Source organism: Streptococcus suis S735, from assembly GCF_000294495.1.
GTDB lineage: Bacteria > Bacillota > Bacilli > Lactobacillales > Streptococcaceae > Streptococcus > Streptococcus suis.
The window spans coordinates 1527484-1540414 of the sequence record NC_018526.1; the positions used below are offsets into that span (position 1 = coordinate 1527484).

A 12931-nucleotide genomic window follows, 5' to 3' on the forward strand; every position below is an offset into this window, starting at 1 on the left:
TCTATTATAGCACGATTTAGGTGGACAAGCAAAAAGGACGGATACCCGTCCTAATCAACTCTCACTTGCTTCAGTAAATTCTGCCTCAATAATTCCAAGTTCCTTCTCTTCTTCCAAACTTGCTTTAAAGGCCTCAGTGAGTTCTAATTCGCCATCAAAATCACCATTTATTTTTTTCACAAATGTGTCTGCCAACATCCCTCCCATGGGCTGGAAGGTAAAATAGGTCAAACCTCCTGAAATCAGACCACCCAAAATAGGAACTGCATTGGCAATGGTCTTTTCAACAGTCTTTTTGGTAATTTTCACACCAATCACTGCGGCTACCTTTTTCACCAAGGGATACCAAGTTGTCTTGGTCAAAGCCTGCATAGCTACTTTTTTACCGATATTAGCTCCGACTGTCTTGGATACTTTATTGAGAAGAACTGCTGAACCACCTGCTCCAAACATGACACCAATGTAGGCAATAATGCGGATTTGAACCTCTTCTGAAATTTCCTTCCCTTCACCAACAAATAATTCATCTTCACCAAAAAGATAAGCGATTTGTTGCGACAAATTCAAGGCAAAACCAAAATACTGAGCTATATCAGCAGTACCTGCCGCCACCGCTGTAAATGGATTCCCCGGTAAACCAGCTGCGAAAGAAATCAAAGATGTTTTCGTAGTCATATCATTAATGATTTTTTCAGCTTCCTTACGCAAAGCTTTTGTAGTGAAGACCGCCGTTGGTCCATCCGCAATAATTTTATCTAGATAGGGACTATCTTTAAAACGAGTCTTCAAAAATTCTTCCCGATTGACTTTAACCATAGGAAGTTGACTAGCAGCTGTCATGGTTTGAATAACCACTCCATATAACTGTTCTTGATTGAATTGTTCCATTTTTATCCTCCACCAATTCTCTCTCTATTTTACCCCCCCCCCCGACCATATTTGTCAAGGTAAAAAAACAGCATTTCTGCTGTTTCTGACATTTTATAGATAAAGAATAGCTAGGGTAATCAAGCTCATGATGAGACCGACTGACCAGAGGAAAAAGTCAACTTTCCACTCGCTCCATTTTTCAGCTTTTCCGGTCAAACCTCCAAGCTCCAAATGGTGATGAAAAGGAGTCATACGGAAGATACGACGACCTTCTCCAAAGCGTTTTTTGGTGTATTTAAAATATGAAACCTGCAACATAACAGAGGACGTTTCAATGACATAGACCAGGCCGATAAGGAGGAGAGTCCATTCCTGACGGAGGGCAATTGAAATAGTTGCCAACATACCGCCGAGAGCCAAGCTTCCCACATCCCCCATGAAAATCTTCGCTGGTTTACGGTTATAAACAAAGAAACCGAGCAAGCCACCAATCATGGTCACACAAACTAGAAGAATATCAAATTTTTGCTCATTGAAGGCGATGACAGAGTAAGCTAGAAGGCTGATAACAACTGAGATAGAAGCCAATCCATCAATGCCATCTGTCAAATTAACTGCATTTGAAAAACCGACCAGCCAGAACAGAACAAATGGGAAATAGAGAACTCCCAAATGTACCATGTGACCAAATACATTCAATTCTCCGCCACCTGCTCCTCTTACGTGGACAAAGTAGAAGACAATACCTCCTAAAATTTGTAGAGCAAGCTTTTGTTTAGGATTAAGACCTTCATTTATTTTACGGAAAATTTTTAAAAAGTCATCCAAAAATCCTACTACACCATAAAGGGCAAGGATGAAGAGGATGGCAAGGACACCACCCGTCAACAGTTGAAAGGCCGTTGCAAACAACAAGCTGACAAGAATCGCAACAACGAGAAAAACTGTTCCCCCCATTGTTGGTGTACCTGCCTTAAACTGATGTTGTTTCACATCTTCGTGCATCTGTTGCCCCTCAATGCGTTTGGCTTGATAAAATGTAATAAATCGTGGGATTAAGAGAACGGTTGCTAGAAAAGCTACCAATCCCGACATAAGTGCGAATTGCATGTCAGTCTCCTAAGGTTATTGTTATTTTCTTGGTTTTATTCAAAGCGGTACCGACCTCTACACTTTGGTCGACTACTTTTGAACCCGTTCCTTTATAGGTCACTTCGATACCAGTCCATTCAGCAAATATATCCATATTCTCTTTGGTGATTGCGTACAAGTCTGGCATTTCTTCGAATTTATTTGTCAGGAGTAGAACCTGTTGGTTGGCGATTACCTTACTTCCTTTTTCGACTGAAACTTTTTTAATTTCAGCACCGTTTCCAAGGATAACTGGTTGAACTAATTGACGGCGAAGTTCCTCAGCCGACTCGCCTGGTGCCTTACCAATGAGGTCTGGCAATTGATACTCTGTCTCATTAGCGACCCGTGCCAATGCTGGTGCAGGTGAATCCAGATTCAAATTGTCTTTCAACAGCATCGCTTCTTTCAATGTAGGACTGACAATGTCACGCCAAGACAGGACATTTAATACTTCCGGTTGGCGAATGGTCACATACATGATAAATTCAGGGTCTTCAGCAGGGATCATGGCTACTACAGAGTTGATGTAGGCACCTTTAATATACCCTTGACCATCTTCGCTGGCAATTTCCGCCGTACCTGATTTGACTGCAATATCATAGCCGTCAACCTGAATTGCAGGCCCCTGTAAGTCATGTGAGTAGAGCGTACCATAAACAGGGTCAGTACCGACATTAATCATATAGCGAAGTGTATCGTCGGCAGCTTGTTCAGAAACTGGATTTCCTACTTCTTCTTTCGAAGAAACTCTAGCTGTATCTGTATTAGGATCATAAAGAGCTGAGATAAATTTAGGCTCTAGCATAATACCATTGTTCGCAATGGCGGTAAAACTACGAAGCATCTGTGCTTGGTTTGCAGAAATCCCCTGACCAAACGATGACATGGCGATAGAAACAATGTTATCCTCTGGTACCATTCCTGGCGCCTCGTCCCCCATACCAAAACGCGTTGGGTAGCCAAAACGGAACTTAGTGAGGTAATTTAGCCATTTTTCATCTCCCATCTGTTGCTGCAATAAGGTCATCCCAACGTTACTGGATAGGGAGAAGCCTTGCGCATAATTGAGAGTCACAGCTGAATAACCTGCATTGAGGGTCCAGTCATTGATTTTCGCGTCTGCAATAACGTACTCATTATTGGTATAATATGCATTTGGGTCAAAGGTGCCGTTATCGATAGCTGACGCTACTGTTAGCACCTTCATTGTTGAACCAGGCTCAAAGGCCTCTTGATATAAGAGTGACCGCTCTAGCAGTCCTTCTTGTCCCAGACCTTCTTTGGTATCTGAATCATAGCTTGGCCTTTGGGTCGTCGCCAGTATTTCACCCGTCTTGGCTGAAACCAAAGTTGCATTCGCATATCGCCCTTTGGCGTTATCAAAAAAGGTATTCATATTGGTTTCAAGAGAACGTTGTAGATCGGCTGAAATTGTCGTATAGACATCCTGCCCGTTTACTGTCTCCGTTTCAACCTTTTCTGTCCCAGGTAGGACACGGCCTTGACTATCTTTCTCGTAGATAACCTTTCCGTCTTGACCAGCCAGAATATCATTCAGATAATATTCCAAACCACTCACACCCTGTAAACTATAACTACCATCCTTGTTTTCAACCAGATTAGCTAACCCGACAAAAATTGAAGCAAAATTTCCATTCGGATACATCCGTCCTGGACTAGCGTTAAAGGCAATCCCTTCAATACCTGCCGCCTTCATCTCTTCTTGGATTGACGACATTGTACTATAGGAGATATTCTTACCTAAGGTCCCAAAGTATACCTGCTTCAGTTCAGGTTGATTCAGCTGCTCCATAACATAATCTGTCTCCATTCCGAGATGCTTTTTAAAGATTTCTGCTACTTTGCTGAACTGAGAAGACTGCACATACAAAACTTTTTTCAGTTCTGACACATATTCTGTGTCAATGATGGCATAGACTGTATAGGTCGTTGAATCTTCCGCAATAGGAATTCCTGTACGGTCGTATATCGTCCCCCGTTTAGCTTGAACGATAACTTCACGCTGGTGTACCGCATCAGCTCTCTCTGACAAGTCCACCCCAAATTTACTATCGGTGCCGATAATATAGGCAAAGTTGATTAAAAAGAGAAAAAAGACGAAAACCGTCAAAAGAAGTAGGCTCTGTCCTACTCTTCGACGATTTTTTGACGGAACATATCGTTTTTTCAAGACATACCGCAAGAGTTTATTATTTCTTCTGGGCATTATTCGGCTACTCCAATATTGTCATTATTAAAAGTTAATCCAGCTTTTTCAGCAATTTCCATCAAGCGAGCTGAACGTGTCAATTCATTGACAGCTTGCTTAGCATCGTTAATTTCAATCTGTTTTTGGCTAATGTCTTGATTGACTTTGGCCATGCTAGATTGAAGTTGCAAAAGCCGCGTTTGCATAAAGATAATTCCTATCGCAAGGGCTAATCCAGATAATACGATGCTTGAATAGAAGGCTTTTTCTACACGTGTGAAGGTTCTAATTTTATCACCGATAACCCGCATAGTGGCTTCTCTACGTTTTTCTTGCAACATAGACTCTCTCCTATTTATGTACTTTCTTAGCTACACGCAGTTTGGCTGAATGCGCGCGATTATTTGCCTCTAATTCTTCTTGACTAGGTAAGATAGGCTTACGATTGACCAATTCAAGTGGCGCCTTCAAGTCATCTGGAATAAATGGCAAACCTTTTGGAACATCAATCGTACTTGCTTCTTTGAAGAGTTGTTTGGTCAAACGATCTTCTAAAGAATGGAAAGTAATAACAGAAATCCGTCCATCCAAAGCCAATAAGTCAATGGCCTGCTGGATAGATTCGTCTGCTGCCCCCAACTCATCGTTGACTTCAATCCGAATCGCTTGGAAAATCTGCTTGGCAGGATGGCCCTTCTTCTTAAGTTCCTTGGCTGGCTTGGCAGATTTGATCAGCTCTGCCAACTCAGTCGTTGTTTCAATCGGCTTGACCGCACGCGCCTGTTCAATCTTACGAGCAATCTGCTTGGAAAATTTATCCTCACCGTATTTAAAGAAAATCCGTACCAAGTCGTGATAATCATAGTTATTGACCACATCATAAGCCGTCAAATGTCCCTCACGATTCATCCGCATATCAAGCGGAGCATCTTGTTTGTAAGAAAAGCCACGCTCCCGCTCATCCAACTGTGGACTAGATACTCCTAAATCATAACAAATCCCATCAATCTCTGTTACACCTAGCTCCGCCAAGCGAGTCTTGAGATTACGGAAATTATCCCTGATAAAGGTCACTTGTCCCTTTTCAATGTAGGATGCCAAGCGAATATGGGCATGATCAATAGCAGTCTGATCCTGATCAAAGGCATAAAGATGCCCACCATCCGTCAACTGACTGAGCAGGTACTCACTATGACCCGCTCCACCCAGCGTTGCATCTACATAAATTCCATTGGGTTTGATGTCTAACATATCGACTGTCTCATGCAAGAGAACAGTTGTGTGATTAAATTCCTTGGTCATATCTTTTCCATTGTACCACAAATTAAAATAAAAAGTTGTTGCAAACTTTTTACAAAAAAACTGTCAAATATAGTTGACAACTTATATGAACAGGTATATACTAACAGTAAAGAAACATGTCACATATAGTTGACATCAACAGGGAGGTCTCCCACATTTTTTTACACTTGTATGTCGGATATAATTGACAACAATTTAAAAGGATAGTCAACCTATCCTCTCATTTTTAGCCAAGTATGTCAGATATAATTGACATAGAAAGGAGGGCACATGAACCGTGTCAAAGATTATCGCCTATTGCTTGGGATTTCCCAGCTGGATCTGGCCAAGGCTATCGGCGTATCCAGGCAGACCATCAATATGATTGAAAACAACAAGTACAACCCCTCGCTAGACCTCTGTATCAACCTAGCCAAAGCTTTACAGACTGACCTTAATAGTCTCTTTTGGAATCAATAAGGAGTTCATCATGAAAGATATTTTTACAAAAATTCTCAATCAAGCAACCAAGGATTTTTATTCCATTAGTGGTCCCATGGATGAAATGCGTCTGCAAGAAAGCTATCGCCTCAGTAACACCATTGTCATGATTGTTTTTCCTATCCTGCTAATAGGAAATACGATTGCACTTCTTATTGCCCTACGACAACCTGAAAAAGTTGGCTTTCTGCTCCCCCTAACCAATATACTAATCATCGGTTTCACGCAAGCCTTAGCTTCCCACCTTGCCTTGAAAAATGGCATTAGTCAAAGCTATGAGGATGAAATTAATGTGACCAAGCTCAATAAATCTCTTGTAAAAAGTAGTCGTAGCACATTTTTCGGAGCCTTCCTGGCTTCCACGACTGCCCCTGCTTTCTATAAAGAATGGTCTGTATTTCTTGAAGAACTAACAGACCCGACCCTCCTACTAGGTCGGTTAATTGTTGCAGGAGCTATCACCTTCATCCATTACTACTATTGTAAGAAGCAGTTACAAAAGAAAATTCTCGCAAACAAATAAAAGGAAGAAAAACCATGAAAAAGAATATACGTCAAGCTCTTATCTCTACCCTTATTTTTATCCCGCTCTTTGTCCTCTTTCAGCTTTGGGGCAATAGCGGAGCAGAAATCTTGCACACCATCAGCCAAGCAAAATTTTGGCTACAATTGCTGATTGCTGGGACCATCTACTTCTTAGGCTTTGTTTACATCTTACCATTGTTCGTTCAAAAATAAGGAGCTGCTTATGAAAAAAGAAACCTTTCAAGATAAATTAATCAAACGATTTTACGGTATCGCAGGACCCTTGGATGAATTTCGCCAAAAAGAAGCCTCCCGACTAGGCAATACCTGCTTTATCCTGCTCTTTTGGGGCACCATGGCTCTTACCCTACTGGCACTCGCTCTATCCAAACGCTACCCAGAAGTCGTTGCCTATGGCTACCCAACTGCTCTACTCCTATCCACTCTTTCCTCCAGTATGTATATGACATCCAAGATGCGCCACAGCCAAGTGGACAGTTTAGATGTAGAGGAACTGACTACCAAGGAACAGAAGCAGCTCAAGGGAGCAAGTATCAAATTCGCCCTCTATTTCACTGCCGTTATGTACATTTGGACTGTTGTTTTTGGTGCCTGGATGGAGGGGCTCAACCCTTTCGACCACCTATTTGACCTCCGAAAATTCCTTGCAGCCTGTCTAGGTGGTATTTTCACGGGCATTGCTCTTGAAATCATGTTACGCAAGCGCATGAAAAAGGCAGAAAACCTAACTATCAGCTCTGCTATTTCAAAAGAAGAACCCAAGTGGATCAAAAATATGATTAAACGTTTTTATGGTATCCGCGGTCCTTTAGACGAATACCGACAGGCCGAGGCTGATGCTATCGGCGGACAGGCCTTTATCTACTACTTCTACTTCCTAGCTCTTGGAAATGCCATCGCCTACTTCCTAGCCTACCGCTATCCTGTGGAGGTGGCTGCCTACTATCCAATGATAATTGCCTTCTTCAGTATTATCCTAATTGGTATCGTTAATATGCGCACCCTCCATGCTGACCTGCCTCAATATGACATGGAGGAACTAAGTCCTGAGGAAAGACAAGGACAGACCCTCAATCCACTCGTTTGGGGACTGGGTGTTGCCCTGCTATCTAGCCTCTTTGCTGGGCTGTCAGACCTCTTTAGCCTCCAGCTTCCCCTACTGGCCTCCAGCTTCCACGTCAAATCCCTCCTCTTCGGTGGTATGATGGGCCTCTTTGCCAGTCTAGCCCTGTCTGCCCTTGCCTATCTGCAAAAACTGGAAGCAGATACTGCCAAGAAAAAATAAGGAGCAGACCTAATGAATAAACCTTTTACACCCAAACAAACCTGTCGATTTTTTGTTCTATTTTATGCTTTATTTTCTGCATTCTTCATCTACTCTTACATGGTCAATGAGCCGATTAGCGGTTCATTCTTGCTCATGTTACCGCCCATTCAGATTATCAGATCCTTTAAAACAGAAGAAGAAAAACGATACTTTATCATTCAAGCCATCTTTGCCCTGTTTGCCATGACCTTGACCTATTCCGTGGGCATTTGGCTAGGACATGTCAAACCACATATCCTCATCCTTCCTGCTGGATTTGCTCTGGCTATTCTTTATCGATTGTATTTCAAAAAGGAGAAAACAGATGAACGTTAACAAACCGAAACTTATACTCACTTTGATTGTTCTCTCCTATACAACATTTTGTAGCCTGTATATACATAGCTACCTGACTGGGGACAATCCACCAATCTTTATCTTACCGTTCACTATACTTCCAATCTTGAATAGTGACTGGCAAACTACCAGTCCAGAATCAAATGCTGTCCAAGAAGCTATCCATCTTTATCGTAAACCACTGCTATGTTTTCTCTTTGCAGGTCTTGTCCTAACCTTCTCCATTGGATTTTTCACTGGTCAAATCAAACCACTCCTAGCTGGATTTTGGGGAATATTTGCTCTCCTGCTCTTTATTGGACAATTGAAAAAGTAGTCTGTATCCAACATTTTACAAAGTAGGATTTTTTCTATAAAATAGATTGTATATGACATTCAAATCCATTCTCAAACAACTCAAACTATTTGATTATATCTTAATCGGATTCACCCTAGTTTTATCCTTTCTTCCAGCAATTTTTACCTACACACAACTGACAACAGATGCAAATGAGGCAAAAACAATTGCCTATGTCCGCATCAATGGTGAGGTGGTCGACCAATTTGAATTATCAAAGGACACACCCCGTCAAGAAAAGACCTACTATCCCAATGAAGGGCAATACAATATCATTGAAGTTGATGGCGAACGCATTCGTGTCAAGGAAGACAATAGCCCAGACCAAATCGCCGTTATGACCAGCTGGATTAGCCAGCCAGGTCAACTCTCCGTCTGCCTGCCACATAACCTGTTGATTGAAATCAAATCCGTTGGCGGGGAAAACACTGACGAAGAAGAACTTATTTTACCACTATAGTCTTTTAGTTTACTTTTAGTACTAGCTCCAAAGGTTTGGGAAATCTTTGGAGGTTGGAGATAAAGCGAACAAAGTTCGCATCAAAAGCCGCAGGCATAACTCAATGCTTTCTTATTTCTAGGCATTGACTTGAAACAGTCCCCCAGACTGTTTCAATCAGACAAGGCGCGTTCAAATACTCCAGTGGAGTGTTTGAAGTTGGAAATTAGGAAACGATGTTTCCTCGCTCGTCGAAGTAATAAAAGAAAAACTAAATGACGATATAACAAAGAAGACACAGCCTGATGAACGACTGTGTCTTTCCTTTTTAGAAAATAAGGGCTAAAGCAAGTATCACCACATATAGCAGCGCAAAGAGTACAAAACTCTTTACTGCCTCGATAAAGGTTTCCCGTTTGAGTTGCTTTTTCAAAAATGTTTCTAGACTCTTATAAGCAGGCCAAACTCCGATTAAACCGGCCAATGCCCAAATTGGTAAGAATCCTATCAGACAGTAGATTATCCACAGCAACCATGGTAAACTTGCCAAGACAAAATACAATTTAAGAGCATTTTTCTTGCCAATATAGTAAACCAGAGTATAACGATGGTTGCGAATATCTTCTTCTAAATCACAGGTGTTGTTAGCCAACATGATATTAGCAATCAAGGTTACCAGAGGAATGGACATGAAAATAATTTCAATTATTTTTATCCAAGAAAATTGCAAAGTCATCCACTGACCGCTCACTTGGCTGGTCAGTAGCAAATCTGGTTGCTGAATAAATACAGCAAGAAAGAAGATGCCAAATCCCATGGTTACTCCAGAGAAAACTTCACCCAGTGGCATTCTCGAAAGCGGAATAGGTCCAAAGGTATAGAAGATACCAATGAGGAAACAGAGAGCTCCCATCGGTAGGAGGAGCCAACTGGTCCGCCATACAAGGAGTAATGAAACCAGTAGAGAAAAAATAAGTAGAGCAAGGACGATTCCAATCATCTGACGAAAATCTAGGGAGAATTTTCCAATCACATTGCTTTCCTGACGATAGGCTTCATCCTTGGCCTTGTGGTAGTCCATGCTATTGTTGATGGCAGTTGTACACATGTCAAAGCTAAGGACGGCAATAATGAAGAGGAGAGTATTGAGCCAATTGAAAGCTTGATAGCGATACAGGCTCCATAAAATCCCCAGGGTCATCGGAAAAACACTAGCTACCTTGGTCTTCATTTCAACAAATTCTAGAAATACAGACAAACTGAGCCCTTTAGTTGATTTATTCATTAACAAGATGATACTCCTCATTCGTTAATTCAAAGCTTTCTTTCAAGCCATCACTCAGATGAACGCCCTGCTCCTTATCGATAAAAACAGCTTCTACACCGTCAATCTGATTGATAAAGTCAAGACCTTTTTCCACACCTAGTAAGAAGAGAGTTGTGGAGAAGGCATCTCCTTGGATAGATGTTTTGGAAAAGACTGTCACACCTGAGATATCGTTTTCCACAGGATAGCCAGTTTTGGGATCAAGGATATGGTGATATTTGACACCGTCCACCTCTAAGTAGCGCTCATAAATACCTGAGGTAACAACCGAATCATGTGTCCCTGGCACAGAACCGACCGTTGATCCACGCACTTGGTCTGGGTCTTGAACTCCCACATTCCAACCATTTTGTGTCGTTGGCGAATCCCCCATAACCACTACATTCCCACCTAGATTAATGATGGCTGTCGTAATCCCTTTGCTTGCGAACAATTCTCTAACCTTATCTGCAATATAACCTTTGGAAATGGCTCCTAATTCTAAGGTCATTCCTTCTTTGATAAAGACAGTCTTCTTCTCCTTATCTAAAGTAATGTCTTTATAATTGATAAATGGCAGAGCAGCTTTGATTTCTTCATCACTCGGCTTACGTGCATCCTCATCTCCAATTTTCCACAGATTGCTCACAGCTCCAATGGAAATGTCAAATAGCCCCTGACTTTCTTTACTCATGTCAATAGCTGTTTCAATCACTTCAAAGGTACGTTCATCAACCTTGACAGCTTCTTTTCCTGCTGCCTGATTGATACGGTAGACATCTGCCCCTTCCAAGTTTGTGGACAACAGACTTTCCATCTCCTTGATATAGGAGACAGCTTCATCCATCGCTTCTTCCTGATTTTCATGATAAATACTCAACTGCACTACTGTGTGAAGTAAGCTTTCACTACGAGTCAACGGAGTTTTCACAACAGATAAACTTTCGTTTTGTTTACCACCACAGGCAACAAGCAAAACCATCAGTAGGCCCACGAACAATAGACTTGCAATTTTTTTCACTGATTTTACCTTCCCCCAAAAATAAGAAGACACAGTAGCCAAACAAGTGCGACTGTGTCTTTTCTGTATAGACTTAATTAGTCAAGTTTTACAGTTTCTGTTTTTCCTTCAGCAGCTGCTGCAAGAAGGGCTTCTGTACTCTTCTTGAAGTCTTCAGAAGTATGAGTTGCACCTGATACAACTTCAACAGCTGAGAGGTCTTGTTTCTCAACCAAAGCTGCATTGAGTTGTTCGATTGCTTCACCAGCAGAAACTCCAGCTTTATCTTTCATGTTTTTGTTGTACTCTTCATTTGCTGATTTAAGACTTCCATCTTCAGCTTCGTAGTCAAATTTTGACTCACTGATTTTTCCGTCTTTAACAGTCAATGTGTGAACAATTTTGTAGCCATAATCGTCTTTGCCTGACTCAGCTTTGTAAGTACCATCTTTCAATACTACTGTTTCTGTAGTTGAAGATGAAGTTGAAGTAGATTCTTGTTTAGAACCACAAGCAACAAGTGCAAATACCGCACCAAGAACTACCAAACTTTTCAACACAACTTTAGTTGTTTTCATAACAATACTCCTTTTGTAAAGTAAATAGTTTTATACTTATAATGATATACCGAATAAACTAAATTGTCTAGTATTTTTTTAAAAATAATGACTAAAAACTATTGCCACCAAATTTTGCATAGACGCAGTCGATAACTGTGATATTCTATCTACAAAACTCATCATTTTTCCAAATAGCTAACAATCAGTTTCTCTGTTTTGGCAATAGCATGCGTTGCAAAAATCCTATCTGTAAGGATTTCCAACCCTTCTGCCGTAGGGGATTGAATATAAGCCCGCAATTGCTGCTGGATAGACTTGTCTTCTCGCATGGCAAAAAGTAGCGGTGCAGTATAGATACCGTTTTGAATATCTTGCAATCTAGGTTTTCCTGATTCTGCCACATCCAGCTGGTAGTCAATTAAGTCATCTCGTAACTGAAAGGCCATGCCAAGTGCTTGCCCAGACCGAAAAGCCATGCTACTGTCTTTCCTAGATTGGCCTGGTACAAAACTCCCCAACTGACAGGCAAGTCCAAATAGAAAAGCTGTTTTTCCTTGAATTTGCTTGAGATAGGCTTTCATAGTCATATTGGCATCAAATTGATTGAGTAGCTGAGATAATTCCCCTCGAAGAATTGTTTCCATCAGCTTATCATTGCCCAAATCCAAATCATCACGTGACACCTCTAGCAAACGAAGCCCCTTTCCAAATAGTCGACTTGAATAGGCCAGAAGATAATCACCCGTGTAGATAGCGATTCGATTCGAAAATTGTTGATGAGCCGCCGTGACTCCCCGCCGTTTATCCGCGCCATCAATCACATCGTCATGAATAAGAGTCGCCAGATGCAGGACTTCTAAATGGGCAGCAAAATATAGCTTTGAACGGCTAATCTTTCCTTCCGTCATTTGTGCAAAGAGCAGACAGAGGCCGGCACGCAGGTATTTCCCTGGCGCCTCTACATATTCAACAATCTTCGCTGTAACTGCTGGATGCAGGACCATCATCTCAGATAAGATGATGGATTTTACCTCTTCAAGTCCCCTCTCAATCTCAGGATAGGTATTCCAAATTTGATGTACCAC

General features: G+C 41.5%; 16 protein-coding genes. 7 read left to right on the forward strand and 9 right to left on the reverse strand.

Annotated elements, in window-relative coordinates; all coding sequences use genetic code 11:
- Window positions 1-54: 54 nt before the first annotated feature.
- The 5 genes from YYK_RS07615 to rsmH form a co-directional block, all read right to left on the reverse strand.
- Window positions 55-888, reverse strand: a complete 834-nt coding sequence (locus tag YYK_RS07615; protein WP_012027651.1) for a hypothetical protein — start codon at window positions 886-888, stop codon at window positions 55-57.
- Window positions 889-981: 93 nt separating this feature from the next.
- Complete coding sequence (gene mraY, locus YYK_RS07620; protein ID WP_002937990.1) at window positions 982-1980, reverse strand: phospho-N-acetylmuramoyl-pentapeptide-transferase; 999 nt, start codon at window positions 1978-1980, stop codon at window positions 982-984.
- Window position 1981: 1 nt separating this feature from the next.
- Entirely contained in the window at window positions 1982-4231 is a 2250-nt protein-coding gene (gene pbp2x / locus YYK_RS07625; protein ID WP_014917301.1) for a penicillin-binding protein PBP2X, read from the reverse strand.
- Window positions 4231-4554, reverse strand: coding sequence for a cell division protein FtsL (ftsL, locus tag YYK_RS07630; RefSeq protein WP_012027653.1), 324 nt, complete (start codon window positions 4552-4554; stop codon window positions 4231-4233). The genes pbp2x and ftsL overlap by 1 nt, the downstream gene beginning before the upstream one ends.
- A 10-nt stretch (window positions 4555-4564) precedes the next feature.
- Window positions 4565-5515, reverse strand: a complete 951-nt coding sequence (rsmH, locus tag YYK_RS07635; protein WP_002937995.1) for a 16S rRNA (cytosine(1402)-N(4))-methyltransferase RsmH — start codon at window positions 5513-5515, stop codon at window positions 4565-4567.
- A 270-nt stretch (window positions 5516-5785) separates the two neighbouring features.
- Here rsmH and YYK_RS07640 point away from each other — a divergent pair, with 270 nt between their 5' ends.
- The 7 genes from YYK_RS07640 to YYK_RS07670 are packed head-to-tail and all read left to right on the forward strand — an operon-like array spanning window position 5786 to window position 9001.
- Window positions 5786-5974 (forward strand): helix-turn-helix transcriptional regulator, encoded by a 189-nt coding sequence (locus tag YYK_RS07640; protein WP_012027655.1) that lies wholly within the window; start codon window positions 5786-5788, stop codon window positions 5972-5974.
- Between the two features lie 10 nt (window positions 5975-5984).
- Complete coding sequence (locus YYK_RS07645) at window positions 5985-6518, forward strand: DUF3278 domain-containing protein (protein WP_012027656.1); 534 nt, start codon at window positions 5985-5987, stop codon at window positions 6516-6518.
- 14 nt (window positions 6519-6532) lie between these two features.
- Complete coding sequence (locus tag YYK_RS07650) at window positions 6533-6733, forward strand: membrane protein (RefSeq protein WP_012027657.1); 201 nt, start codon at window positions 6533-6535, stop codon at window positions 6731-6733.
- 10 nt (window positions 6734-6743) lie between these two features.
- On the forward strand, window positions 6744-7826 hold the full coding sequence (locus YYK_RS07655; protein ID WP_012027658.1) for a DUF3278 domain-containing protein: 1083 nt from the start codon (window positions 6744-6746) through the stop codon (window positions 7824-7826).
- Window positions 7827-7838: 12 nt separating this feature from the next.
- Window positions 7839-8183 (forward strand): hypothetical protein, encoded by a 345-nt coding sequence (locus YYK_RS07660; RefSeq protein ID WP_012027659.1) that lies wholly within the window; start codon window positions 7839-7841, stop codon window positions 8181-8183.
- Window positions 8173-8520 (forward strand): hypothetical protein, encoded by a 348-nt coding sequence (locus YYK_RS07665; RefSeq protein WP_012027660.1) that lies wholly within the window; start codon window positions 8173-8175, stop codon window positions 8518-8520. Before YYK_RS07660 ends, YYK_RS07665 begins: the two co-directional genes overlap by 11 nt.
- Window positions 8521-8572: 52 nt before the next feature.
- Window positions 8573-9001 carry a NusG domain II-containing protein gene (locus YYK_RS07670; RefSeq protein WP_012775307.1) on the forward strand — a complete coding sequence of 143 codons (429 nt, stop codon included), beginning with the start codon at window positions 8573-8575 and terminating at the stop codon, window positions 8999-9001.
- 307 nt (window positions 9002-9308) lie between these two features.
- Here the strand turns inward: YYK_RS07670 and menA are convergent, their stop codons facing one another.
- From menA to YYK_RS07690, 4 genes are all read right to left on the reverse strand, one after another.
- The gene (menA, locus tag YYK_RS07675; protein ID WP_014636492.1) at window positions 9309-10265 is read right to left on the reverse strand and encodes a 1,4-dihydroxy-2-naphthoate polyprenyltransferase; all 957 of its coding nucleotides are present in this window, start codon (window positions 10263-10265) and stop codon (window positions 9309-9311) included.
- Window positions 10258-11307: an FAD:protein FMN transferase gene (locus YYK_RS07680; protein WP_012775309.1), complete on the reverse strand. Its 1050-nt coding sequence runs from the start codon at window positions 11305-11307 to the stop codon at window positions 10258-10260. The genes menA and YYK_RS07680 overlap by 8 nt, the downstream gene beginning before the upstream one ends.
- A 77-nt stretch (window positions 11308-11384) precedes the next feature.
- On the reverse strand, window positions 11385-11864 hold the full coding sequence (locus YYK_RS07685) for an FMN-binding protein (RefSeq protein WP_012027664.1): 480 nt from the start codon (window positions 11862-11864) through the stop codon (window positions 11385-11387).
- Window positions 11865-12025: 161 nt separating this feature from the next.
- On the reverse strand, window positions 12026-12931 hold the full coding sequence (locus YYK_RS07690) for a polyprenyl synthetase family protein (RefSeq protein WP_014917302.1): 906 nt from the start codon (window positions 12929-12931) through the stop codon (window positions 12026-12028).

Bases quoted from the DNA above. Each gene is read 5' to 3' on its own strand.
- rsmH (WP_002937995.1), bottom strand. From the start codon at position 5,515: ATGACCAAGGAATTTAATCACACAACTGTTCTCTTGCATGAGACAGTC.
- YYK_RS07645 (WP_012027656.1), top strand. From the start codon at position 5,985: ATGAAAGATATTTTTACAAAAATTCTCAATCAAGCAACCAAGGATTTT.
- YYK_RS07640 (WP_012027655.1), top strand. From the start codon at position 5,786: ATGAACCGTGTCAAAGATTATCGCCTATTGCTTGGGATTTCCCAGCTG.
- YYK_RS07650 (WP_012027657.1), top strand. From the start codon at position 6,533: ATGAAAAAGAATATACGTCAAGCTCTTATCTCTACCCTTATTTTTATC.
- YYK_RS07685 (WP_012027664.1), bottom strand. From the start codon at position 11,864: ATGAAAACAACTAAAGTTGTGTTGAAAAGTTTGGTAGTTCTTGGTGCG.
- YYK_RS07660 (WP_012027659.1), top strand. From the start codon at position 7,839: ATGAATAAACCTTTTACACCCAAACAAACCTGTCGATTTTTTGTTCTA.
- YYK_RS07615 (WP_012027651.1), bottom strand. From the start codon at position 888: ATGGAACAATTCAATCAAGAACAGTTATATGGAGTGGTTATTCAAACC.
- YYK_RS07670 (WP_012775307.1), top strand. From the start codon at position 8,573: ATGACATTCAAATCCATTCTCAAACAACTCAAACTATTTGATTATATC.
- ftsL (WP_012027653.1), bottom strand. From the start codon at position 4,554: ATGTTGCAAGAAAAACGTAGAGAAGCCACTATGCGGGTTATCGGTGAT.
- YYK_RS07665 (WP_012027660.1), top strand. From the start codon at position 8,173: ATGAACGTTAACAAACCGAAACTTATACTCACTTTGATTGTTCTCTCC.
- menA (WP_014636492.1), bottom strand. From the start codon at position 10,265: ATGAATAAATCAACTAAAGGGCTCAGTTTGTCTGTATTTCTAGAATTT.
- YYK_RS07655 (WP_012027658.1), top strand. From the start codon at position 6,744: ATGAAAAAAGAAACCTTTCAAGATAAATTAATCAAACGATTTTACGGT.
- pbp2x (WP_014917301.1), bottom strand. From the start codon at position 4,231: ATGCCCAGAAGAAATAATAAACTCTTGCGGTATGTCTTGAAAAAACGA.
- mraY (WP_002937990.1), bottom strand. From the start codon at position 1,980: ATGCAATTCGCACTTATGTCGGGATTGGTAGCTTTTCTAGCAACCGTT.